Consider the following 23,749-nt stretch of genomic DNA (forward strand, 5'->3'; position numbering starts at 1 on the left):
GCGACCCTGTCAGCACGGCCATACTTCCTCCTCCACCGCCGGGGCGCGGGCATCCGCCTCCGGACAGTGGAGGAGTCTAGGGCATGTCCGGCGGGCGCACGTCCTGCCGTGCGACGCCCCGGCACCCACCGAACACGCTCCAGCGGCCCGGCCCGGGCATGGGGTGACCGGTTCCGGCCTTCCGGGCACAGCTGAGGAGGAGCACCCGTGGTCACGCGCACAGACACGTCCGCCGCCGACCCCGAGTGGGAGGCACAGGTCCGCGACGCCCGGCGCAGGGGAGAGGCCCTGCGGGCGGGCCGGTTCCTGGCCAAGGGGGTCGGGGTGGCCGTCCTGCTGCTGTTCACCCTCTTCCCCGTCTACTTCATGCTCATCAGCGCGTTCTCCGACCGGGCCACCTCGGGAGCCGGAGCGCTGCTACCCACCGGTGTGTCCCTCGACAACTTCGTCTACGTGCTCACCGAGGCCAACTTCGGCACCTACATGCGCAACTCGCTCACGGTCGCCTGCATCACCGTGGCGGGCGCGTGCGTGCTCTCGCTGCTGGCCGCCGTGGCGGTGGCCAGGTTCCGCTTCCGGCTGCGCACCACCGTGCTGGTGATGGTCCTCGTCGTTCAGATGGTGCCGCTGGAGGCGCTGGTCATTCCGCTCTTCCTCCAGGTGCGTGACCTACAGCTGCTCAACACCCTGCTGGGCCTGGGCGTGGTCTACGTCGCGCTGTCCCTGCCGCTGGCGGTGTGGATGATGCGCGGATTCGTCGCGGCCGTGCCGGTCGAGGTGGAGGAGGCCGCCTACATCGACGGCGCCTCGTGGGGACAGATGTTCTGGAAGGTGCTGTTCCCTCTGGTCGCACCCGGCCTGGTGGCCACGGCCATCTTCTCGTTCATCGTGGCGTGGAACGAGTTCGTGCTGGCGCTGACCTTCATGACCCAGAGTGACAAGTACACGGTGGCGGTCGGGCTGCGCCAGTTCTTCGGCCAGTACGCCAACGACTGGGGGCACGTGATGGCCGCCTCCACGCTCATCACCATCCCGGTCATGGTCTTCTTCGTCCTCGTACAGCGTTTCCTGGTCTCCGGGCTCGTCCAGGGGGCCGTCAAGGGCTAGGGAGTGTTTTTCAGAATGCTTTCGGGTCGGTGAGCGGCCGTCCGGGCCATCTCTCGCAAGACGATGTGCGAAGTTCAGCCTGGTCGTGCTTCACGAGCGCAGAGGCGTAGCGAGAGGCGGCCCGGTGGACGCGAGCCCGAAATGATGCAAAAAACACGACCTGGACCCGCCCTGAGGCGGACTGCCGGCCACGGGACCGGATCCGGCGTCCGGGCCGGTCCCGTGAGCAAGGGGATCGGCCCGGACGCGCGCTGGGGGCGGTCGCGGGTCAGGCGCGCAGCTCGCGCTTGAGGATCTTGCCGGTGGAGGTCATCGGCAGCTCGGTGCGCAGCTCCACCTGACGCGGGTACTTGTAACCCGCCAGGCGTTCCTTGGACCACGCGATGATCTCCTCGGGGGTGGTCTCGACGCCCTCCTTGGGGATCACGAACGCCTTGATCTCCTCGCCGTGGGTGTCGTGGGGGACGCCCACGACCGCGGCCAGGCTGACCGCCTCGTGGGTCATCAGGACCTCCTCGACCTCACGCGGGTACACGTTGAAGCCGCCGCGGATGATCATGTCCTTGGAGCGGTCGACGATGAAGTAGAAGCCCTCCTCGTCGCGGCGGGCGATATCGCCGGTGCGGAACCAGCCGTTCCGGATCACCTCGGCGTTGACCTCCGGGCGGTTGTGGTAGCCCTTCATCACCACGTGACCGCGCACCGCGATCTCGCCCTCCTCCTCCTGGTCGTTCCAGTCGGGGTCGATGAGCTTCATCTCCACACCCCACACCGGCAGGCCGATCGAGCCGGTCTTGGCCTTGACCTTGGGGTTGTTGAACGACACGACCGGGGAGGTCTCGGACAGGCCGTAGCCTTCCTTGATGCCCACGCCGAAGGTCTCGGTGAAGTCCTCGGCGAGCTGGCCGGGCAGGGCGGAGCCGCCGGAGACCGCGTCCACCATGTTGCCCGCGATCTTCTTCAGGTCGTAGGTCCCCGGCTCGGCGGCGTGTACGGCCCCCAGCAGGCCCCAGTACATGGTCGGCACCCCCGCGAAACCGGTGATGCCCTCCTTCTCCATGATCCGGAGTGCCTCGGCACCGTCGAAGCGCGGCATGAGGACCATGGTCCCCTGGCGGTACAGGACCGAGTTGAGCATGACGGTCTGGCCGAAGATGTGGAACAGCGGCAGGACAACCAGGGAGATGTCGCGTTCGTCGGGGTGGGGCTCGACCATGCTGGAGGCGACGACCGCGTTCAACAGCAGGTTGTTGTGGGTCAGCTGTGCGCCCTTGGGCTTGCCGGTGGTGCCGCTGGTGTAGATGATGACCGCGGTGTCGTCGGGGCTGGCCTGTACCGTCTCGAACTCGCCGGGCTGGCCCTCCAAGGCCTTCCAAAGGGTTTCGGCCCCTTCGATGGTGGACTCGGTGGCGCCCGGGGACGCGGGCAGGTCCACGTAGAACTCGCAGCTGCCCACCTGGTTGAACGCCTCGAAGGAGCGCTCGCCCAGCGGCAGCTCCGGTGAGCCGGTGAAGGAGAAGAGGGCCTTGGCGCCGGAGTCCTCCAGGTGGTAGGCGATCTCGCGCGGGGTCAGCAGCACGTTCAGCGGTACGACCACGGCGCCCGCCTTGAGGGCGCCGAAGTACACGAAGGGGAAGTAGGGCGTGTTCGGGCTGGCCAGCGCGATCCGGTCTCCGGGCTTGACCCCCCGCGCGACCAGGAGGTTCGCCACCTGGTTGGCGATCATGTTCGTGACGCCGTAGTTGAGGCGCAGGTCGCCGAGGACCAGGCACTCCTTCTCCGGAACCGACCGGGCGCCGTCCTCCAGAAGCACGGACAGGTTGAGCATGGGGGCCTCCCGCAGGCAGATGAGTCCAAGGCGGAACAGGGAAGCGGAACCCGGTGTGACCGGGGTCGCGTGTTCTGTGCCACTTTTACGGCAGAGTAACAAACCGGCTGGTCGGTGTGCAGAGGCCAGGGTCGCCAATCCCACCGATCTTCGCCTCACCACCCTCCGTGACAGCGTCCGGGACCTGGGGCGGCACCCGGTTCCAGTCAGGCGTTCGGGAGGTGAGAAACCCGTCCGCGACCGGCTCCGCCAGCCGCTAACCTGAGTCGTGTACACCCGGAACCGACTAAGGAACATGTAGCGATGACAGCGGTAGACGGCGACCAGAAGACGGGCGACACCTACGACGCCCGCGCCCTCCAGGACAAGTGGCAGGCGCGCTGGGCCGCCGAGCTTCCGTTCCAGGCCAACGAGGACCCCGCGGACACCCGTCCGCGCTCCTACATCGTCGACATGTTCGCCTACCCCTCCGGTGACCTGCACATGGGCCACGCCGAGGCCTACGCCATCGGTGACGTCATCAGCCGTTACCGCCTCCAGCGCGGCGACAACGTCCTGCACCCCGTGGGCTGGGACTCCTTCGGCCTGCCCGCTGAGAACGCGGCCATCAAGAACAACTCCCACCCCGCCAAGTGGACCTACGCCAACATCGAGACCCAGGCGGCCTCGTTCCAGCGTTACGGCATCAGCGTGGACTGGTCGCGCCGCCTGCACACCAGTGATCCCGAGTACTACAAGTGGAACCAGTGGCTGTTCACGCGCTTCTTCGACCGCGGGCTGGCCTACCGCAAGGAAGGCCAGGTCAACTGGTGCCCCCAGGACCAGACCGTGCTGGCCAACGAGCAGGTCGTGCAGGGCAGGTGCGAGCGCTGCGGCGCCGACGTCGTTCGGCGCAGCCTGAACCAGTGGTACTTCAAGATCACTGACTACGCCCAGCGCCTGCTGGACGACATGGACCAGTTGGACGACGGCCGCTGGCCGGACGAGATCCTCGCCATGCAGCGCAACTGGATCGGCCGCTCCACCGGCGCGGACGTCCACTTCGCCATCGAGGGCCGCGACGAGCCCGTCACCGTCTTCACCACCCGGCCCGACACCCTGTACGGCGCCACGTTCTTCGTCGTGGCCGCCGACGCCGACCTGGCCGACGAACTGTGCGCACCCGAGCAGCGCGAGGCCTTCGACACCTACCGCGCCGACGTCGCCAAGCTCTCCGACATCGAGCGCCAGGCCACCGAGCGCCCCAAGACCGGCGTGTTCCTGGGCCGCTACGCCGTCAACCCGGTCAACGGCGAGCGCATGCCCGTGTGGGCGGCCGACTACGTTCTGGCCGACTACGGACACGGCGCCATCATGGCCGTGCCCGCGCACGACCAGCGCGACCTGGACTTCGCCCTGGCCTTCGACCTGCCGGTCAGGATCGTGGTGGAGACCGGCGAACCCGACCCGGCCGAGACCGGCGTGGCCACCGCGGGGGAGGGCACCCTGCGCGACTCCGGTCCGCTGGACGGGCTGACCAAGACCGACGCCATCGAGCGCATCATCGAGGTCCTGGCCGAACGCGGCACCGGCAGCGGCACGGTCAACTACCGGCTGCGCGACTGGCTGCTGTCCCGCCAGCGCTACTGGGGCACGCCCATCCCGATCGTCCACTGCCCCTCCTGCGGCGAGGTGCCCGTCCCCGACGAGCAGCTGCCGGTCACCCTGCCCGAGCTCAAGGGCGCCGAACTGGCACCCAAGGGCGTGTCCCCGCTGGCCACCGCCACGGACTGGGTCAACGTGGACTGCCCCTCCTGCGGCGGCGCCGCCCAGCGCGACACCGACACCATGGACACCTTCGTGGACTCGTCCTGGTACTTCTTGCGCTACTGCTCCCCGCGTCTGGACACGGCCCCCTTCGACACCGAGGCCGTTGACAAGTGGGGTCCGGTGGACCACTACATCGGGGGCAAGGAACACGCCACCCTGCACCTGATGTACGCGCGGTTCTTCACCAAGGTCCTGTACGACATGGGCATGATCTCCTTCACCGAGCCCTTCCGCCGCCTGACCAACCAGGGCCAGGTCATCAACCAGGGCCGGGCCATGTCCAAGTCGCTGGGCAACGGCGTGGACCTGGGCAAGGAGATCGACGCCTACGGCGTGGACGCGGTCCGGCTGACGATGCTGTTCGCCTCCCCGCCCGAGGAGGACGTGGACTGGGCCGACGTCTCCGTGGTGGCCGCGCAGAAGTTCCTCAACCGCGCCTACCGGGTGATGGGCGAGGCGGGCGCCGCCAGCAAGCCGGGCGCCGACCCCGCCGGGGGCGACACTGGTCTGCGCCGGGTCACCCACCGCACCATCGACCAGATCACGTCCCTGGTCGAGGCCCGGCGGTTCAACGTGGCCGTCGCCCGCGTCATGGAGCTGGTCTCGGCCGCCCGCAAGGCCATCGACGCCGGTCCCGGTGCCGCGGACCCGGCGGTCCGCGAGGCCGCCGAGTTCGTGGCCGTGGCCCTGTCCCTGTTCACGCCCTACGTCGCCGAGGAGGGCTGGGAGAAGCTGGGGCACACCGACAGCGTCTCCGCCGGGCACTGGCCCGAGGCCGACCCGGACCTGCTGGTGCAGGAGTCCGTGACCTGCGTGGTGCAGGTGCAGAGCAAGGTCCGTGACAAGCTGTCCGTCGCGCCCGACATCGACCCGGCGGAACTGGAGCGGCTGGCCCTGGCGTCGGAGAAGGCGCAGGGTTTCATCGGCGACAAGCAGATCCGCAAGGTGGTCGTGCGCGCGCCGAAGCTGGTGAACATCGTCGTCGGCTGACCGGTACGGGGGCGGCGGCCGCTGGAGTCGGCCGCCGTCCCCAGAGCGGTCGGCGCGGCGGCCGACAGGGAGGCGGTGGCCGGGTGGGTCCCCTCGTTCGGGTGGCCGTGATCGGTGCGGGTGCGGCGGTGCTGTCCGCGGTCGCGATCGGCGGTGGTCTGTGGCTGGCCGGGGACGACCCGGACGTTCCCGAGGGCGGTGACGTCCACACCGCCGCGCCCGGGTGCGGGGTGGTCTCCGAGGAGCTCGTCACGGGACTGGTACCCGGCGCGGTCCAGGAGACCTCCGAACACGGCCCCCTGCCAGGCGGCGACAGTTCGGTGTGCTCGTGGTCCTCCGCCGGGCTGTCCGACGGCTCGCAGGGTGTGCTGCGCGTGGACCTGTCCGCCCGTTTCACCGACGGTACGGGTGAGGAAGCGGTCAGCGGCGACCAGCGGGCGCGGGAGGCCTACGCCGCCCTGGTGCCCGTGCGCGGCGATGTGGTGGAACTGCCCTCCGGAGAGGGACAGGTATGGCGTGGCCAGGTGCCCGGTACCGCGGAGCTGGCCTTTCCCACCGACAACCTGCTCGTGCGTGTGTCCTACGCCGGGAGCTCCGGTACCGAACCGGTCGGCTTCGATGACGCCCGGAACCTGACCGTGGAGTTCGCCGAACAGCTCGGAGAGGCCTTGTGAACGACCAGTACCCGGAGTCCCGGTATCCGCGGGGCCGACAGCCACAGGGACGGGAGCACGGGCAGGGGGAACGACCTGGAACCTCCCAGCCGCCCCAGCCGCCGCCAGGGCAGCAGCCCCCGCAGCAGTCTCAGAACGCCGGACAGCCACCGCAGTCCCCGCAGTCCCCGCAGTCTCAGCAGGCGCCAGGTCAGCCGCCCCAGCCCTCCCAGCAGCCGCCGCAGGGTCAGCAGTACCCGCAAAGGATGGGGCAGCCCCAAGGGCAGTACCCGCCACAGCAGCAACCGCAGAACCCTCAGCCACAAGGGCCGCAACCGCCCGGACCCGAGGTGGTGCCCTCCGCCCAGCCACAGAGCCGGGGGTGCGCCACCGTCGTCGTGACCGCCGCAGCGCTGGTCCTGGTCGTGCTCGCGGCGGGAGCGATCTGGTACGTGGTGAACCGGGACGGCCCCGAGATGGGCGACTTCGAGTCCGCGCCCGAGTGCGCCTTCGCCGAGACGGAGACGCTGGGGGAGCTGGTTCCCGGGTACGAGATGGAGGTCGAGGAGTCGGTCGGCGGCGCACAGTCCCCCTTCGGGACGGGCTGGCAGTGCCGATGGGCGACCCCGGAGGGGCCGGGCGAAACGGTTCCGGGCACCGCCACGCTGGTGATCGTGGCCGCACCGAATCCGGGCGGTGTCACGACGGCCGTCGACAACCTGGACACCACCACCTCTCAGCACGAGACCCGGGAGTTGGACGGGGTCGGTGACGAGGCGGTGACCTGGGTCCAGGGCGAGCCGTACACGAGCTCCTGCGTGGGCACACGGGTGTCCAACCTGTACCTGGAGACCTGCTACAGCGCGGCGGCCAGCTATGACGCGGCCGTGCCCGGCGACGAGGAGCGGATCACCGCGGGGGCCGAGGAACTCGCGCTGTCCGTGGTGGAGGCGCTGCCGGAGCCCGTGCCGGAGTAACGGGCCGGGGACGGGCGGGCGGCGGTACCCGGTCGCGCGCGGCGGAGGCGGGCTACCAGGCGCTGTCCAAGAACTCCTCCAGCGCCGGGGAGACCTCCTCGGCGAAGGGGCGCTCGGCGTCCAGGACGGTGGCGCCGGGCTTGTCCTCGTAGCGGCGGAGGATGTGGTCGGTGCCGGGGATGTCGACGCGCTCGGCGTCCTCCAATCCGGTCATCAGCCGGTCGACGTCCTCGCGGGAGACCTGGGCGTCCTCCTCACCCCACAGCACCAGCACGGGTGTGTCCTCGGGCAGCTGCTCGCCCAGCTCGACGGGGTCGAAGGAGTCCATGAAGGCCAGGAAGTCCTCGTTCGACGGGGAGTAGAGGCCCTGGACGTTCACCGTGTCGATATCCGTCGACCGGAGAGAGCGACCCGCCCTGATCGCCGCCCGTGCGGTGCGCGCGTCGGAGAGCGTCTCGACGGCCTGTCCCTCCTCGATCTGTCCCAGTCCTTCGGCCATGCGCACCTGCTCGGTGAGCTGCCGGTCGATCAGGTCCAGGTACCGGGTGCCGGGAGGGGTGGCCAGCACCAGGGCGGGGGGAGGGTGCTCCCCGTCGATGAGCTCGTGGGAGCGCAGCGCGTAGAGGGCGCCCTCGCTGTGCCCGACGACCACCACACGCCCGGGGTCCACCTCGGGCTGGGAGACGAGTTCGTCGTAGGCCGCCGCGACCTGCTCGTCGAAGATCAGCGGATCCACCGGCTGGGCCTCGCCTTCGGACGCCGCGGGCTCGAAGCCGGGTCCGCTGCCGTACTTGTCGTAGCGCAGTGAGGCGACCCCGGCGTCGGCGAGCACCCGGGACAGGTTCCAGTTGGTGTTGGCGTCGGGGCGCATGCTGCTGTTGCCGTCGCGGTCGGTGGGACCGCTGCCGGAGATGATCAACGCGCCCGGAACGCCGCCGGAGACGTCCTCCGGCGCACGGAAGCTCGCGGACACCTCGTGCCCGCCGCCCCGGAAGGTCAGTTCCCGTTCGGTACCGCCGGCGCCCGGTGCCCCGGCGGTCCCCTCGCTCTCCGGTGCGGGAGCGCAGGCGGTGGACAGCAGGACGGCGGTGGCTCCGCCGACCAGCGCGGTGCGCCAGCGGGCAGCAGGGGAAGAAGCAGGCGTGAACACGCCCACAGCCTAACGGGAAGCGCCCCCGGACCGTTCGGGGGAACGGGCCGGGGGATGCGCCGGAACGCTCAGACGCGGCGCATGACCGCGACGACCTTACCGAGGATGGTGGCGGCGTCACCGTTGATGGGCTCGTATGCCTCGTTGCGAGGCATCAGCCACACGTGGCCGTTCTCCTCACGGCGCAGCACCTTGACGGTCGCCTCCTCGTCCAGCAGGGCCGCCACGATTTCGCCGTTGTCGGCGTCCGGCTGCTGACGGACCACCACCATGTCGCCGTCGGCGATCGCGGCGTCGGTCATCGAGTCACCGACGACGGTGAGCATGAACAGGCGTCCCTCACCGACCAGCTGGCGGGGCAGGGCGAGCACGTCCTCCACCGACTCCTCGGCCAGGATCGGACCACCTGCGGCGATCCGGCCGATCAGCGGTACGGCCGCGGCACGCGAGGGGTCGAGGTCCTCGGGGGTCACGGCCGTACCGCTGACGCGGCCGGGGGTACGCAGCTCCACCGCGCGCGGACGGTTCTGGTCGCGGTGCAGGTAGCCCTTGCGCTGGAGCACCTTGAGCTGGTGCGCCACGCTGGACGGGCTGGACAGGCCGACCGCTTCCCCGATTTCCCTTATGGACGGGGGGAAGCCCCTCTCCCGTACATAGCGCTGGATGCAGTTCAGCACGCTCTGCTGGCGCGCGGTGAGCTTGGGGGCTTCGGGCGTGGACCCGCCCGTGTTCTCCACTGGTGCGAGAACGGTGGCGGTGTCTGCGGCTCCGGGATTCTCCTCCGGCACGGCCGGGCCTCCTCGGCATTCGGTTCGATCAGGGCCTGCTTGCGTGACTGGCCACCGTCGGCCCGCGACCGCGCCGACCTGGGCGTCCGCGTGATGGCGAAACCAGCGTGAAATCAGGGTCAACTTTAGTCGTTGCGCACGGTGATATCAAACAAGCGTTCGAGGACGGGACAATTGCTCCGCGCCTTTCCGCGGCCAATTTCCCGCCCGTACTTATGTGTGTACACGCGTTCACGCCGCGTTGTCCCCAAAATGCGCGAACACGTGTCCGCGGGGCTGGTTTTGGTGGGATGCGGAAGGCATCTTCCCTGTTGTCGGTCCGACCGAAATCCCGACGGCGCAGCGGTTTCGGGTGCCACGGGCTATCTCGATTCGCGGCCGGGGCGGTCATCGGCGCTATCCTGGACCGCGGCGCCGGGCACCCCGCGAGAGCCGACGGGTGCCGAGCCCCCGTCCTTCCGCCGCCCTCGTCCCCGCGGCCGTGTGGTTGCTCACCGTGTCGGAACACGCCTCTGCCAAGGTTGCGTCATGCGACGCAGGCCTCTAAGTTCGACCACAACATCTGGTGTTGCGGCAGAGGCGGTTGCCCAGAAGTTGTGGTTTAGTGGTACCTAAGGGTTGTCGTTCGGTGAGAGAAGCAGGTGAACCAGGGTGCACTGTCCGTTCTGCCGCCATCCGGACACCAGGGTGATCGACAGCAGGTCCACCGACGACGGCGCGGCCATCCGGCGCCGCCGGTCCTGCCCCGTCTGCGAGCGCAGGTTCACCACCCAGGAGACCGTCCTGCTGATGGTCGCCAAGCGCTCCGGGGTCACGGAGCCCTTCAGCCGGACCAAGATCATCGCCGGGGTGCGTCGGGCCTGTCAGGGCCGTCCGGTCTCCGAGGACGCCCTCGCCAAACTCGGCCAGCAGGTCGAGGAGGAGATCCGCGGTCGCGGTCTGGCCGAGGTCCCGGCCCACGAGATCGGCCTGGCCATCCTCGGCCCGATGCGCGAACTCGACGAGGTCGCCTACCTGCACTTCGCCAGCGTCTACCGCGGCTTCGAGAGCCTCGCCGACTTCGAGTCCGAGATCGCCAGCCTGCGCAGGGACCGCGAGCCCGAGCCCGACACCCGGACCAGCATCACCGGGTAGCGCCTCCCCGCGGCCGGGGGGCGGACCGCGGGCGGGGCGCCGCCCCGAGCCGGGCCCGGAGGAGGACACGTCCGGTCCCGCACCATCCCACGAGAAGGACGCCGCGCACGGTCGGCAGGCCGTGCCCACGAGGTAGGGGAGACTCCGCGATGACGGAAACCGTCAGCGGCCCGACAGGACGCAAGGGCAAGGGGAGCCGCAAGGGGATGAAGATGAAGCGTGTCTTCACCTCCCCGGGAGTTCACCCCTACGACTCCCTGGAATGGGAGCGCCGCGACGTCGTCATGACCAACTGGCGTGACGGCACGGTCAACTTCGAACAGCGCGGTGTGGAGTTCCCCGCCTCCTGGTCGATGAACGCCACACAGATCGTGGCGAGCAAGTACTTCCGTGGCGCGGTCGGCACCCCTGAGCGCGAGTGGAGTCTCAAGCAGCTCATCGACCGCGTCGTCGGCGCCTATACCGCGACCGGCCGCGAGCACGGCTACTTCGCCTCCGACGACGACGCCGAGGTCTTCGACCACGAGCTCAAGTACGCCCTCGCCCACCAGCTGTTCAGCTTCAACTCACCGGTGTGGTTCAACGTCGGCACCGCCTCGTCGCAGCAGGTCAGCGCGTGCCAGCCCTACGACGCGATGGTCAGCACTCCGGCCGGACTCGTGCCTATCGGCGAACTCGTGGAGAAGGACGCCGTCGGCACCAAGGTCTACGACGCGCACGGTCTGACCCGTGTCGTGGCGACCAAAGCGAACGGCGTCAAGGATGTTCTGCGCCTCCACACCAAGGCTGGTTACGCCCTTGACGTCACGTCGGACCACCTGGTGTGGAAGGCGACCGGGGACGCACTCGACCAAGGACGCTTCCTTCCTGCGGGGGGACTCCGTCCTGGCGACAAGGTGCAGTGGCACCGGCGCGAGGCCTTCGGTGAGTCCGAGATCCGTTCGCAGGACGTCGCGGAGGCGGCGCTCGCGGGATGGCTCCAGGCCGACGGATTCGTTGGGCGGTACGAGGGCACGAACAAGTCCTTGACCATCGAAGCGATGACCGCTACGCCAGCGGAACTGGAGTGGGTCACCTCCGCATTGGACAACGTGCTTCCCGGAGTGCACCGCAAGGAGACCCGTGTCAGGACCCAGGACGACACCCTGGACTGCCGACGGACCAGGCTCTACGGGAACTGTCTCAGCGACTTCGTTGAGCGCTGGGGACTGCGTGTGCGCGGCACGGATATGGAGGTCCCGGAATTCCTGTTCACCGCCCCTCTGCCGGTTGTGCGCGGATACCTGCGCAGCCTCTTCCAGGCGGAGGGCTATGTCTCCGATCGGGAGAGCTCGACCCTCCTCGGACTGGACATGATCTCCGAGAAGCTGGTCAGAGGAGTCCAGCAGCTGCTTCTCCGATTCGGAATCTTCTCCCGGGTGCGCCGGAAGCCGGAGCCCAGGGAGAACCGCCACGATCTTTGGGCGTTGGGGATCCAGGCCCTGGGAGAGCGGGACGCGTTCCACGCCAGGATCGGTTTCTTGGACGAACGCAAGGCGCTCAAACTGGAGCAGAGCCTGGGAAGGCCGGGCCTCGCGGCCAAGGAGACCAAGCGCCTGGAGATCGCACGTATCGAGAACCTCGGCGCCATGGAGGTCTACGACATCCAGACCGAGAGCGGTGAGTACCTCTCGGGGAGCCTTCGCGTACACAACTGCTTCATCCTGTCCGTGGACGACACCATGGAGTCGATCCTGGACTGGTACAAGGAGGAGGGGACCATCTTCAAGGGCGGGTCCGGCGCGGGTGTGAACCTGTCGCGCATCCGCTCCAGCAAGGAGCTGCTCTCCTCGGGGGGCACCGCTTCGGGCCCCGTCTCCTTCATGCGCGGTGCCGACGCCTCGGCCGGGACCATCAAGTCCGGCGGTGCCACCCGCCGTGCGGCCAAGATGGTCGTCCTGGACGTCGACCACCCCGACATCGGGGAGTTCGTCGAGACCAAGTCCCGCGAGGAGCGCAAGATCCGCGCCCTGCGCGACGCCGGGTTCGACGTCGACCTGGGCGGTGACGACATGTTCAGCGTCCAGTACCAGAACGCCAACAACTCCGTCCGGGTCTCCGACGCGTTCATGCGTGCGGTGGAGGCCGGTTCCGACTTCGGCCTGACCTCCCGGACCACCGGTGAGGTCGTCGCCACCGTCGACGCCAAGGAGTTGTTCCACCGCATGGCCAGGGCCGCGTGGGAGTGCGCCGACCCGGGCATCCAATACGACGGCACGATCCAGGACTGGCACACCACGCCAGAAAGCGGACGGATCAGCGCAAGTAACCCGTGTTTCCCGGCTGACCAGCGTGTGCTGACGGACCGTGGACACATCCCCATCGGTGACCTGGTCAGGCGCGCGGCCCAAAACGAGACGTTCTCCGTGTACACCAACGATGTCACTGCCGAGACGGACGCCCAGAACGCTGTCGTGGCGACGACTCCCACCCGGTACATGGTCACCGGGACCAACGAGATCCTCGAACTGCGTTTCTCTGACGGTTCTCTCCTGCGCTGCACCCCCAACCACCGGGTGTGGACCGAGAACCGCGGCTGGGTACACGCTGAGAAGCTGCTCCCTGACGACCGGGTCGTTCGGTCCTTCCAGTACGCGCCCCGTTCGAACCCGGTGCTGCGGGTCCCCCGCGCGGCCCTGGAAGCCGTACGGACGGCGGCGGCCTACCCGGGCGTTCGTCCGCTACACCTGCCGGAGAAGTGGGACGAGGACCCCGATCTCGCGCACTACCTGGGTTGGCTCGTCGGAGACGGGTCGGTCAGCGACCAGGCGGTGGTGACCGTCTACGGCACGGCCGAGGAGCAGTCGGACGTCCTGCCCCGGCACCAGGCGCTCATCGAGCGCCTCACCGGGCACCGGAGCAAGCCGAGTCTCCAGTCGAACGGGACCCAGCAGCTCAGGGTCACACGTCGCACGATGGTCGAGTTCGTACGAGCACTGGGCCTGGGCGCCCACGCGGCGGACAAGTCCGTGCCGCCGTCGCTTTTCGAGGCGCCCGAGGAGACCGTGCTGGAGTTCCTCCAAGGACTGTTCGACGCCGACGGGTGCGCGGTGGACCAGAAGGCCAAGGGGACACGCTACATCGGTCTGGGCAGTCGCTCCGACCAGCTGCTGCGTGACGTCCAGGAACTCCTCGCCCCGTTCGGTATCGCGAGCCGGATCTACAGGACCTCGGAGGGCAAGCCGGATTCGTTCTCCTACACCCGTAAGGACGGCACCGCCGCCTCCTACGGCAGCGATGGCCCGTTCTTCGATCTGCGGATCTCCGCTGAGTCCATGCAGGAGTTCTCCGCCCTCGTCAACTTCTCTCTCGAGGGCAAGAGCGAAAAGCTCAGGGGCGCCCTGGACTTCCGCCGCATGTACAGGACGAAGACGACCGTGCACCTGGTCTCCAGGTACTCACGGGGCTTCGAGACCACGTACAACCTGACCGAGCCCCGCAACCACTCCTACATCGTGGGCGGCACCGTCGTCGCCAACTGTTCGGAGTACCTGCACCTGGACGACTCGTCCTGCAACCTGGCCTCGATCAACCTGCTGAAGTTCCTGGACGAGAACGACACCTTCGACGTGGAGCGCTTCACCAGGCTCACCGAGCTGGTCGTCACGGCGATGGACATCTCCATCACCTTCGCCGACTTCCCGACCGAGAAGATCGGCGAGACCACCCGCGCCTACCGCCAGCTCGGCATCGGCTACGCCAACCTGGGTGCCCTGCTGATGGCGACCGGTCACGCCTACGACTCCGAGGGCGGGCGCGCCGTCGCCGCCTCCATCACCTCGCTGATGACCGGCACCGCCTATCGGCGCAGCGCCGAGCTCGCCGGGGCGGTCGGCCCCTACGACGGTTACAAGCGCAACGAGCAGGCCCACAAGCGGATTATGCGCAAGCACGCCGCCGCCAACGACGACCTGCGCACCGTCGGCGTCCTGGAGGAGCCGATCCACACAGCGGCCACCCGGGAGTGGGCCGAGTGCCTCAAGGTCGGTGAGCGCAACGGCTGGCGCAACGCCCAGGCGAGCCTGATCGCACCCACCGGCTGCCTCACCGGCGACTCCATGGTCACCACCGACCGGGGCCTGGTCCGACTCTCCGAGCTGGGCGACGTCTACGGTCCCAGGTGGCAGGACCTGTCCGCGGAGGTGTCCACGGACGAGGGGCCGAGGCAGGCGACCAGGTTCTTCGTCAACGGGGAGGAGCCCACCCGGCGCATCGTGACCAGCGGGGGCTACCGGCTCCAGGGCACCCACACGCACCGGATCAAGGTCGTCGACCCCGAGACGGGGGCCTGGGAATGGAGGCGGTTCGCCGACATCACCCCGGACGACGTGGTCCCGATCCAGATGAGCACCCTGGTCGGCAAGTCCCGGCACGTGGTCCTGCCCGTCCTGGACCAGGCCTACTACGCGGGGGACCGCGACCTGGTCGTACCCGGCGCGGTGGACGAGGAGCTCGCCGAGCTCGTCGGCTACTTCATGGGTGAGGGCAGCCTGCACGCCAAGGGGATCCGCCTCTGCGTCGCCGACACCGACAGCGACCTCGTCGAGCGCCTGGGCATCCTGGCCAAGGGGCTGTTCAACCTCGTTCCGACGGTGACCGGAAAGCAGGGCTACCAGGAGGTCACCCTGTCCTCGGTCCGCCTGGCCCGCTGGTGGAAGGCGGCGGGATTCGCCAAGAACCTGCCCGGACAGGACCACACGGGCAAGGGCTGGACGCCCCGTGTGCCCTCCTCGATCCTGGAGGCCAACGACCCCTCGGTGTACGGAGCCTTCCTGCGCGGCCTGTTCGAGGCGGACGGCACCGTGCTCGAAGGTGTCCCGAGCCTGTCCACCGCGTACGAATCCTTCGCCGGTGAGGTCCGTACCCTGCTGCTGTCCCTGGGCATGGCGACGACCACGCGGGTGGCCCAGAGCGGTTACGGCGGCGACTGCCACGTGGTCCGGCTGCGCGACGTCGACCACGCGCTCCGCTTCGACGAGACCGTCGGGTTCATGGGCGACCGCAAGAACCGGCTCATGGCCGTTCTGGAGCCGGAGCGTTCGGCCCAGGGTGACCGGATCATGCTGCCCCGGCGGGTGTGGGACGAACTCGTCCCGGCCGGGCACCCCGAACGCGACAGTGTCACGCAGTCGCTTCGGAGGCACGGCGGTGTCGCCCGCCGGCTGGCCGCGCGGATCCACGCCGAGACCCCCGACACACGGCTCGGCCACGCCCTCGGCTACGTCTTCGAGAGGGTCGCTGACAACCAGGACGGCGGGGTGCGGCCCACCTACGACATCTCGGTGCCCGACAACGTCACCTACGTGGCCAACGGCCTGGTCAGCCACAACACCATCGGGTTCATGATGGACTGCGACACGACGGGCATCGAGCCGGACTTCTCGCTGGTCAAGTTCAAGAAGCTGGTCGGTGGCGGCTCCATGCAGATCGTCAACCAGGCCATCCCGCGCGCGCTCAGGAACCTGGGCTACCAGGACGAACAGGTTGAGGCGATCGTCGAGTACGTGTCCGGGAACGGCCACGTCGTGGACGCGCCGGGCCTGCGCCCCGAGCACTACGAGGTGTTCGACTGCGCGATGGGCCGCCGCTACATCCAGCCCCTGGGCCACGTGCGGATGATGGCCGCGGCGCAGCCGTTCCTGTCCGGTGCGATCTCCAAGACGGTGAACGTGCCGGAGGAGGCCGCGGTCGAGGACTTCGAGCACATCTACTTCCAGGGCTGGAAGATGGGCCTGAAGGCGCTCGCCGTCTACCGGGACAACTGCAAGGTCGGCCAGCCGCTGTCCACCGGCAAGTCGGAGACGAAGGAGAAGGCCGAGCCCGAGGCGAGGCCCGTGGAGGCGGCCCGCCCGGTCCGGCGCCGCCTGCCCAAGAAGCGCCCGAGCGAGACCACGTCCTTCTCCGTGGGCGGCGCCGAGGGCTACATCACCGCGGGCTCCTACCCCGACGACGGCCTGGGCGAGGTGTTCATGAAGCTCGGCAAGCAGGGGTCGACCCTGGCCGGGGTGATGGACGCCTTCTCCATCGCCATCTCCATCGCCCTCCAGTACGGGGTCCCGCTGGAGACCTACGTGGAGAAGTTCACGAACATGCGTTTCGACCCGGCGGGCATGACCGACGACCCCGACATCCGCATGGCCCAGTCGGTGGTGGACTACATCTTCCGCCGCCTGGCCCTGGACCACCTCCCCTACGAGGAGCGCGCGGCTCTGGGGGTGCTGTCGGCCGCCGAGCGCCAGGCCCAGCTGGCGGGTGAGGACCCGGCCCAGGTCGCCACGCAGGTGGAGTCCTACGCCCAGTCGGCGGCCACCCGAGGGGTGGAGGCCGACGAAGCTCCGGTCGCGTCCCAGGAGGAGACGCACGCGGTGGAGGAGAGGCCCGCCCAGGCGCACTCCACCACGGAGCTGATGGAGGACAGGGGCTTCGTCGCGGACGCGCCGCTGTGCATGACCTGCGGCACCAAGATGCGCCCGTCTGGCAGCTGCTACGCCTGCGAGGGATGCGGCGCCACCAGCGGTTGCAGCTGATCCGCTGAGCCGGGAGGGGCACGGCGCCGGGCGCCGTGCCCCTTTCCCGTTCGGGGCCTTCTCGGCCCGGTGCTCACGTGCCCGGCCGTCGGCCCCGTCGCGGCTCCCTGACGGGGGTCAGCTGCGGTGGAGGTCCCCCGAGGCGGCCGCGACCGCGGCGGTTGCGGCGGTCACCCCCAGGACGGCGGGCCAGGCGCCGACCTTCTTCGCCAGCGGGTGGGACAGTCCGAACGCGCCCACGTACACGCCGGTCAGCGCGATCGCGGTGCCCGCTCCCGAGCGGCGCCGCCATGTCTCGAAGGCCGCGGCGCCGAACGCCGCCAGCACGGCCCCGCCCAGCGGGCGGTTGCCGGTCCTACGGGCCACCGTGTAGCCGCCGAGCAGGCCCGCGCTGGTGAGGACGGCACTGGGTACTGCGGGCATCGTTGGTTCCCCCTCTGGTTCCGGTCGAGACCGGTGCGGTGCGTTCGACAACGACGTTAACCCGGCGGAGGAGCGATTGGCGCGCACGTCGCGGACACGGATCCGGCCAGGAGCCGCGTTCGTCCTCGGGTGTGCTCGTCACGCTACGGACACAGCTCTGGGTTTCGGTTGTCTTCCGTGCCAGGCTTGGTGCTGTCCACTACGGCTCACCCGGGCGCGCGGACAGTTCTCACCTGGAACCAGCGTGCGATACGCGACGTCGAAGCCGATAGTTCCCGATCTCCCAACAAGGAGTTCATGTCTATGTCGTTCGCGCAGACCGTGCGCGGCGCTGCCAGTGCCGTCGCCCAGGGAGGCGACCCGCGCCAGGCGGCGTCCGATGCACTGCAACAGGCCTCTTCGGAGGCCACCGAGGGTGGTGGACTCGACCCACAGGACTTCATCGCCGCCCGTGATCAGGGTGCCTCCGTCGGAACCCGGATCGAGCAGAAGAGCACCTCCCTCAGCAACGCGGGCGAGGCGCTCAACCGCAGCTACTACGAGCGCGGCTCCAACGGTCCGGTCCACGTCATCTGCTCCATGGTGATCCCCCGCGGCCGTACCCTCGTGACGATGCTTCCGGCCATCGCGCTGGTGGTCATCGGCGTGATCGGCGCCTCCACGGTTCTGGCCTCCCAGGCCCTCGTGGGCGGAAACGTCCTGCTCAATCCGCTCTTCGGTATCCACTACTGGATCATCACCCTCGCGGTGACAGCGTTCATGTGGTGGCGCCAGGGCATGGTGATGGTGCCGGAGGGGTGCGAGGCCATCGTCACCCGCTTCGGCAAGATGGAGAACATCTACCAGCCCGGCAGGGTCACGCTCCTCAACCCCTGGAAGCGCGTCTCCTACATCGTCAACACCACACGCGAGTACCCGTTCAACGCGCCGATCCGCTCGGCACCCACCAAGAGCGGCGTGCAGGCCTCCATCGACCTGTTCGTGCAGTTCAGGATCATCAACGCCACCGACTTCGTCTACACGCTGGGCGGTGTGAACGGCTTCCAGGAGAAGCTCAACAACGCGATCAGTGAGACCACCCGGAGCCTCGTCTACGAGCAGGAGGCCTCGGACATCTATGACATGGTCGGCGACAACACCCAGAGCCTGGTGGAACAGCTCAACCGCCAGTTCGGCGGGAGCGTCGAACTGACCAGCGCCAACATCACCCACGCCGAGCCCTCCAGCCAGGAGTACCGGATGGACCTGGCGGCGCCGGAGATGGTGCGCGTGGCCAAGGACGCCTACACCTTCGACTACGAGCTCCAGTTGCGCAAGGAGCAGAACGAGGGCGACCTGAACAAGGAGCTGGCGACCCTCAACGAGACCCTGTCCGCTATCCAGGCCGACATCGCCCAGTACCAGGCGCAGATGGACACCGCCCTGGAACGCGAGACCAACAGGGCCCGCGCCCTGGCCCGCCAACGCTTCGTCGAGGCCGAGTCCGAGGCCAACGCGAACTCCGCCCTCCTTCAGGCCCAGGCCCTGGACATCCGCGCGGTCAGTGCCGCCGAGGCGCCCGAGATCCTCAACTACCGCTTCCGCGAGAACCTCCTGGACAAGCTGGAGGCGGTCGCCGACAGCCTGCCCCAGGTCCTGCGGATCGGGTCGGGCGACGCCGCCAGCGTCGACTACCTGCGCATCGCCCAGGAGATCATCGGCCAGACCGACGCCGCCCTGTTCTCCCAGGAGGACATGGAGTCCCTCCGCACCCGCCTGGGCGCGATCCAGACCCGGATCGCCGAGCGCGAGCAGGAGATCAGCGCGCTGGTGGAGGACACGGACAAGCCCGAGGCCGGGTCGGGTGGCGAGGACCCGGGGGAGGACCTGGTGGAGGAGATCCGCCAGTCCGTCTCCGAGGGATCCATCGACGAGCGTCTTGACACTTCCCGGGGCGCTCAGGAATCACAGGAGCCGCACGGGCGGCACGAGGGCCGGTCGTCCGCGAGCGGGCAGGCCCCGCACGACGCCCCGCCGCCCTCCGGAACCTCTTACCAGTTTTCAGAGGACCCGCCCCAACCGCCGTGGTCACAGGGCGGTCCCCAGGGTCCCGGCCCGAACCAGGGAGGTCAGTAGATGAGCCAGCCCGTGAACGCCGGCGGTGGCTCCAGCATCAAGGAGTCCCTCGCCTCCTGGGGAGACCTGGCCGGTCTGCTGCGCGGCGGCGACCAGGGCGCGATCGTCCCCGTCGTCATCCCGCGCGACAACCGCGGCCTGCGGTGGACGATCCTGGTCTGGTTCGGCCTGTTCGCCCTGTGCTCGGCGCTGATGATGGCCCTCAACGCCGTGATGGGCGGGGGCTCCGCCACGATCGCCTACACCGTCTGGGCCATCCCGACCCTGGTCGTCGGTGTGCTCAGCATCGTCGCCGCCGGCCTGTGGTGGTGGCGCGGCTCCATCATCGAGATCGAGGAGGGAACGCACGGGATCCTCACCAAGTACGGCGCGATCGTGAAGCCGATCGGCCCGGGGCGCCACTACCTGTGGCATCCGTGGTCGCGGGTGGACTTCGTGGTGGACACCCGTACCGAGATCCCCTACACGGCGCCGGTCGTGGCCTGCCCCACGCGCGAGAACGTGCCGCTGAAGTCGATCGAGTTCTTCCTCAAGTTCCAGATTACCGATCCCATCCGGTTCGTGACGATTATCGGAGCCAGTAACTTCGACCTGGTTCTGTCCAGCGCGGTACAGGACGCCATCCGTCAGCGCAGCCGCCAGGTCAACACCGAGTCCGCCTACGACCTGCGCGGTTCCAACGTGGAGGACATGCGCCGCCTGCTCAACGGCCAGCTGGAGAAGTACGGCGTGCGCATCACCGGCTGCAACATCCCCGACGTGCAGCTGCCCAACCAGTACCAGCAGCACCTGGCCACCCGGGAGCGGGTCGCCAAGGAGCTGGTGGCCTATGAGCAGGAGTGGGAACTGACGCGCAAGCGCCGCATCGACACCCTGCTGATGGACATCGAGCGGTCCAAGAAGACCCGTGACGCGAAGATCGTCGAGGTCAACGCCTCCCTCAACAAGGCGCGCAAGGACGTGGCGCAGATGTTGGAGGAGCAGGAGACCGAGGCGCAGCGGGTGCGCTACGAGATCGAGACGCGCGGCCGGGCCGACCTGGTGGCCGCGGAGAACGAGGCGAAGGCGCAGCAGCGCCTGGCCACCGCCTACCGGGACAATCGGGCGGTGCTGGAGTACGAGCTGGCCCGTCGCCGTCTGGACGTGGGCGCCGTGCTGGCCGAGCACGCGCCGCGTCCGGTGGTGGTGCAGACCGAGGCCGGTTCCGGGGACAGCTCGGCGCTGTCGACGCTGCTGACCGCGCAGCTGCTGCCTCAGGTGATGAACAGCGGTTCCGGGCAGGCGCCGCTGGACGGCCCGTCGGGCGGTGCGCAGGATGTCATGGACTCCGCGCAGGGCGCGGTGGCCTCGGCGGCCGAGCGCCAGCAGCAGATGACTGAGGAGTACCGGCGCCAGCAGGACACCGCCATGCGCCAGCAGTTCGAGCGTGGTGAGGGCTACGGCGGGCAGGGGCGGGGCCGGTAGCCCCGGCGCCTGTCCGTTGGTCCCGTGGCCGGGTTGTCCGGCGGGGCATGAGGAGGGGCCCGCGACCGAGAGAACGGTCGCGGGCCCCTCCTGCCGTTCCGGGACGGGGGGAGGAGCCTGGACAGGTTCCCTCCCCCGAGCGGATCAGCCGATGGGGGAGAGCGCGGTGTAGCCCGCTTCGATGTCGATCCCGTGCCGGGCCGCGATTTCCACCAGGTCTTCCACCTCGCCCGCCTGTGCGCTGGCCAGATCGTCGTCACCGCGTGCGTGGGCTCGGCGCAGCGCGGTGATCGAGTCGTGAAGCCGCAGGTGAAGGGTGAGCACGAACTCGCGCATGAAGCCTCTCCTCAGGGTTGGCGGCGCTGCCGTGAGGGAGAGGACCGATGGGCCTCTCCCGGGGGGCCGCGTCCATCTGTATCCGTCGAAGGTGAGAGGAGAGTTGGAGCAGGACAGACATCGGCAAGGAAAGAGTAAGGACTGCGCGTGGAGCGCGTCGGTTGAGGGTGGTGGAGGGTGACGGGAGGGCAGGACTGCGCGTGGAGCGCGTCGGTTGAGGGTGGTGGAGGGCGACGGAGCCCGGACACGAGAACGGCGGTGCCCCGGCGTTTCCCTCCACCACGGTGTCCGAGATGGCGGGAAGTGCCGGGGCACCGCCGAAGCCGGCGGCCCACGGAAGGGCCGTTAGTGGTCCACCCAGACGTACCAGTCGTCCGACACGTGCTCATAGATCTTCGAACCCTGGCCGGGGACGAAGACGCCCTCGGGGATCTCCTCAGTGCTGTAGGCCAGCCCCGAGGGGCCGAACAGCCCCGAGCCCTCGACGGCGTAGTGCGTGATGTCACCCGAGACCGAGATGCTGTGCAGCGAGTACAGCCCCACCCGCTGGCCGTTGAGCGGGAGGGTGGTGCGTTCGTCGGCGTCCCCGCGCAGGTCCAGTAGCTCCTCGGCGGAGGCCTGCACCCGGCTCTGGAGGGGGACGTCGGCCACGGACAGCCCGAGCGCCACGGCGGCGATCAACGGAGCTGAGACCCAGCGCAGCCAGTAGAAGCGGATCATCGGACGAGCCACGGCCAACGCGATCCCCAGGCGCAGGGCGCCCATCCCGGCCAGCAGCAGGCCGCCCACCAGGCCGATGACGAACGTGGGCAGGTGCCCGGCGGGCACGCTGTCCTCGAAGAGCAGGACCAGCGCCACCACACCGCACGCGGGGATGTAGAGCCGCCCGGGCGGGCGCGAGGCCCAGCTGATCAGGCGCTGGCCGGCGGTCGGCTTCTCCGCGATCTCGATCAGTTTGGCCACGGACCCGTCAGGGTTCGGGCCAGAAGCTGCGGCGGACATGGTGTTCCCCCCACCGAATCCGTGTCATGGAGACGCTGACCCGCATCAGGTGGCAGGAGGACCACGGGGCCGCGTCACAGTCGATACGGCCGCCATAGCGCGGCCTGCCCAACAGGATAGAGCAGTGGCGGGGCGTGTTCGGAGCGACGAGGCGAAACATCGGAAACTTTTGCCTGTGCCCCGAAGGGTTCACGCCCCTGTCCCCGGTGGCGCGTCACCGCCTTCGGGGACAGTGCGAGGTAGTCCCAGGGCCGCTGTCCGCCACTCACGGCCGTCAGCGCGCACACCGCGGTGACCAGTGCCGTCATCGCCCACGAGGAGAGCGGTGCCGGGGCGGGGACACCCGTTATGAGGGCGCTCCGCCCCGGCCGCACCGCCGGGCAGGGAGCGGCCAGCCATGTGAGCATGCCCACCGCGAAGGCGGTCGGGAGAGACACGAGCGGGCCGCCGCCTCGATGCCGCGCACGCCTTCGGCCGTCGCGCCGCGCCTGTCCCGGCCCCGGCGGAACCGGCCCGTACGGTGGCCCGGTCGCTCTAAGGTGGGTGTGTGCCGACCAATCCCACGCCAGCCGCGCCGCCCGCCGCCCCCACCTACGAGCTGGAGGACGAGCTCCGTGCCTCCGGTGCACGGGTGGTCGCCGGGGTGGACGAGGTGGGACGCGGTGCCTGGGCCGGACCGCTGCTGGTCTGCGCCGCCGTCCCCGGCGGGGGCGGTCCGCCCGCCGGGCTGACCGACTCCAAGCGACTGACCCCCAAACGCCGCCGCGAACTCTCCGACCAGCTTCGCCCCTGGGTCGCCGACCACGCCTTCGGCTGGTCCTCCCCCGAGGAGATCGACGAGGTCGGCATGACCGAGGCCCTGCACCGTGCCTCCCGCCGGGCCCTGGACGCGCTCGCTCCGCGCCCCGACGCCGTCATCCTCGACGGCAGGCACGACTTCATCGGCAGCCCCTGGCGGGTCCGCACCCAGGTCAAGGGTGACCTGGCCTGCATCAGCGTCGCCGCCGCCGCGGTCCTGGCCAAGGTCCACCGCGACGCCCTCATGGCCGAGCTGGCCGCCGACCATCCCGGCTACGGGTTCGAGCGGGCCGCCGGGTACCCCTCGCCCGTGCACCGGGCCGCTCTCGCCGAGTCCGGCCCCACCCCGCACCACCGCATGAGCTGGGCCTACCTCGACGGCCTCCCCCGATGGAAGCACCTGCGCAAGGTCCGCCCCGGTCCCGGCGGACAGATCTCCCTCCTCTGACCCGTCGGAGCCGCTGTTCGGACATCCCCCACCGAAGGTCGCGGACGGGCCGTTCTTCCGCGATTCCCGGTCCCCGGCCGGGGCGCCGGAGCACGACACGCCGCCCCGCACTGGACATCGGCTCCGCTTGGGGCAAGGCTTTGGGATGGACGCCGGTCCCC

15 protein-coding genes are annotated in these 23,749 nt (G+C 69.3%); 9 read left to right on the forward strand and 6 right to left on the reverse strand.

Annotation, left to right across the window (positions count from 1 at the left end):
* The first annotated feature begins 207 nt into the window (after nucleotides 1-207).
* The gene (locus tag AC0T5L_RS17460) at nucleotides 208-1,107 is read left to right on the forward strand and encodes a carbohydrate ABC transporter permease (RefSeq protein ID WP_476166556.1); all 900 of its coding nucleotides are present in this window, start codon (nucleotides 208-210) and stop codon (nucleotides 1,105-1,107) included.
* A gap of 268 nt (nucleotides 1,108-1,375) precedes the next feature.
* On the opposite strand, the gene AC0T5L_RS17465 is transcribed toward AC0T5L_RS17460, so the two are convergent.
* Complete coding sequence (locus tag AC0T5L_RS17465) at nucleotides 1,376-2,935, reverse strand: long-chain-fatty-acid--CoA ligase (protein ID WP_476166557.1); 1,560 nt, start codon at nucleotides 2,933-2,935, stop codon at nucleotides 1,376-1,378.
* Between the two features lie 303 nt (nucleotides 2,936-3,238).
* On the opposite strand from AC0T5L_RS17465, the gene leuS reads away from it, so the two are divergent.
* The 3 genes from leuS (at nucleotide 3,239) to AC0T5L_RS17480 (ending at nucleotide 7,364) form a co-directional block, all read left to right on the forward strand.
* Nucleotides 3,239-5,734: a leucine--tRNA ligase gene (gene leuS, locus AC0T5L_RS17470; protein ID WP_476166558.1), complete on the forward strand. Its 2,496-nt coding sequence runs from the start codon at nucleotides 3,239-3,241 to the stop codon at nucleotides 5,732-5,734.
* A gap of 83 nt (nucleotides 5,735-5,817) precedes the next feature.
* A complete protein-coding gene (locus tag AC0T5L_RS17475; protein WP_476166559.1) occupies nucleotides 5,818-6,408 on the forward strand; it encodes a hypothetical protein in 591 nt (196 codons plus the stop codon).
* Nucleotides 6,409-6,737: 329 nt separating this feature from the next.
* Nucleotides 6,738-7,364 (forward strand): hypothetical protein, encoded by a 627-nt coding sequence (locus tag AC0T5L_RS17480; RefSeq protein WP_476166560.1) that lies wholly within the window; start codon nucleotides 6,738-6,740, stop codon nucleotides 7,362-7,364.
* Nucleotides 7,365-7,416: 52 nt separating this feature from the next.
* On the opposite strand, the gene AC0T5L_RS17485 is transcribed toward AC0T5L_RS17480, so the two are convergent.
* Together AC0T5L_RS17485 and lexA are read right to left on the reverse strand one after the other, a co-directional pair.
* Nucleotides 7,417-8,514, reverse strand: coding sequence for an alpha/beta fold hydrolase (locus AC0T5L_RS17485; protein WP_476166561.1), 1,098 nt, complete (start codon nucleotides 8,512-8,514; stop codon nucleotides 7,417-7,419).
* A gap of 68 nt (nucleotides 8,515-8,582) precedes the next feature.
* Nucleotides 8,583-9,302: a transcriptional repressor LexA gene (lexA, locus tag AC0T5L_RS17490; RefSeq protein ID WP_476166562.1), complete on the reverse strand. Its 720-nt coding sequence runs from the start codon at nucleotides 9,300-9,302 to the stop codon at nucleotides 8,583-8,585.
* A 651-nt stretch (nucleotides 9,303-9,953) separates the two neighbouring features.
* On the opposite strand from lexA, the gene nrdR reads away from it, so the two are divergent.
* Together nrdR and AC0T5L_RS17500 are read left to right on the forward strand one after the other, a co-directional pair.
* Nucleotides 9,954-10,436 carry a transcriptional regulator NrdR gene (nrdR, locus tag AC0T5L_RS17495; protein ID WP_476166563.1) on the forward strand — a complete coding sequence of 161 codons (483 nt, stop codon included), beginning with the start codon at nucleotides 9,954-9,956 and terminating at the stop codon, nucleotides 10,434-10,436.
* Nucleotides 10,437-10,585: 149 nt separating this feature from the next.
* Nucleotides 10,586-17,002 carry an LAGLIDADG family homing endonuclease gene (locus tag AC0T5L_RS17500; protein ID WP_476166564.1) on the forward strand — a complete coding sequence of 2,139 codons (6,417 nt, stop codon included), beginning with the start codon at nucleotides 10,586-10,588 and terminating at the stop codon, nucleotides 17,000-17,002.
* 117 nt (nucleotides 17,003-17,119) lie between these two features.
* Here the strand turns inward: AC0T5L_RS17500 and AC0T5L_RS17505 are convergent, their stop codons facing one another.
* On the reverse strand, nucleotides 17,120-17,425 hold the full coding sequence (locus AC0T5L_RS17505) for a hypothetical protein (protein WP_476166565.1): 306 nt from the start codon (nucleotides 17,423-17,425) through the stop codon (nucleotides 17,120-17,122).
* 303 nt (nucleotides 17,426-17,728) lie between these two features.
* Here AC0T5L_RS17505 and AC0T5L_RS17510 point away from each other — a divergent pair, with 303 nt between their 5' ends.
* Both AC0T5L_RS17510 and AC0T5L_RS17515 read left to right on the forward strand, forming a co-directional pair.
* Complete coding sequence (locus tag AC0T5L_RS17510) at nucleotides 17,729-19,540, forward strand: SPFH domain-containing protein (RefSeq protein ID WP_476166634.1); 1,812 nt, start codon at nucleotides 17,729-17,731, stop codon at nucleotides 19,538-19,540.
* Nucleotides 19,541-21,004 carry an SPFH domain-containing protein gene (locus AC0T5L_RS17515; RefSeq protein WP_476166566.1) on the forward strand — a complete coding sequence of 488 codons (1,464 nt, stop codon included), beginning with the start codon at nucleotides 19,541-19,543 and terminating at the stop codon, nucleotides 21,002-21,004. It begins immediately after the preceding gene.
* 144 nt (nucleotides 21,005-21,148) lie between these two features.
* On the opposite strand, the gene AC0T5L_RS17520 is transcribed toward AC0T5L_RS17515, so the two are convergent.
* Together AC0T5L_RS17520 and AC0T5L_RS17525 are read right to left on the reverse strand one after the other, a co-directional pair.
* Nucleotides 21,149-21,340, reverse strand: a complete 192-nt coding sequence (locus AC0T5L_RS17520) for a hypothetical protein (protein ID WP_476166567.1) — start codon at nucleotides 21,338-21,340, stop codon at nucleotides 21,149-21,151.
* 345 nt (nucleotides 21,341-21,685) lie between these two features.
* The gene (locus AC0T5L_RS17525) at nucleotides 21,686-22,342 is read right to left on the reverse strand and encodes a hypothetical protein (RefSeq protein ID WP_476166568.1); all 657 of its coding nucleotides are present in this window, start codon (nucleotides 22,340-22,342) and stop codon (nucleotides 21,686-21,688) included.
* A gap of 547 nt (nucleotides 22,343-22,889) precedes the next feature.
* On the opposite strand from AC0T5L_RS17525, the gene AC0T5L_RS17530 reads away from it, so the two are divergent.
* Nucleotides 22,890-23,588, forward strand: coding sequence for a ribonuclease HII (locus AC0T5L_RS17530; protein ID WP_476166569.1), 699 nt, complete (start codon nucleotides 22,890-22,892; stop codon nucleotides 23,586-23,588).
* Nucleotides 23,589-23,749: the final 161 nt, after the last annotated feature.

The organism is Nocardiopsis sp. TRM 82005, assembly GCF_056312425.1.

What these genes read in the sequence shown, in the direction of transcription:
- AC0T5L_RS17505 (WP_476166565.1), bottom strand. Translation starts at nt 17,425, where the DNA reads ATGCCCGCAGTACCCAGTGCCGTCCTCACCAGCGCGGGCCTGCTCGGC.
- AC0T5L_RS17525 (WP_476166568.1), bottom strand. Translation starts at nt 22,342, where the DNA reads ATGTCCGCCGCAGCTTCTGGCCCGAACCCTGACGGGTCCGTGGCCAAA.
- AC0T5L_RS17500 (WP_476166564.1), top strand. Translation starts at nt 10,586, where the DNA reads ATGACGGAAACCGTCAGCGGCCCGACAGGACGCAAGGGCAAGGGGAGC.
- AC0T5L_RS17510 (WP_476166634.1), top strand. Translation starts at nt 17,729, where the DNA reads ATGTCGTTCGCGCAGACCGTGCGCGGCGCTGCCAGTGCCGTCGCCCAG.
- AC0T5L_RS17520 (WP_476166567.1), bottom strand. Translation starts at nt 21,340, where the DNA reads ATGCGCGAGTTCGTGCTCACCCTTCACCTGCGGCTTCACGACTCGATC.
- AC0T5L_RS17515 (WP_476166566.1), top strand. Translation starts at nt 19,541, where the DNA reads ATGAGCCAGCCCGTGAACGCCGGCGGTGGCTCCAGCATCAAGGAGTCC.
- AC0T5L_RS17465 (WP_476166557.1), bottom strand. Translation starts at nt 2,935, where the DNA reads ATGCTCAACCTGTCCGTGCTTCTGGAGGACGGCGCCCGGTCGGTTCCG.
- leuS (WP_476166558.1), top strand. Translation starts at nt 3,239, where the DNA reads ATGACAGCGGTAGACGGCGACCAGAAGACGGGCGACACCTACGACGCC.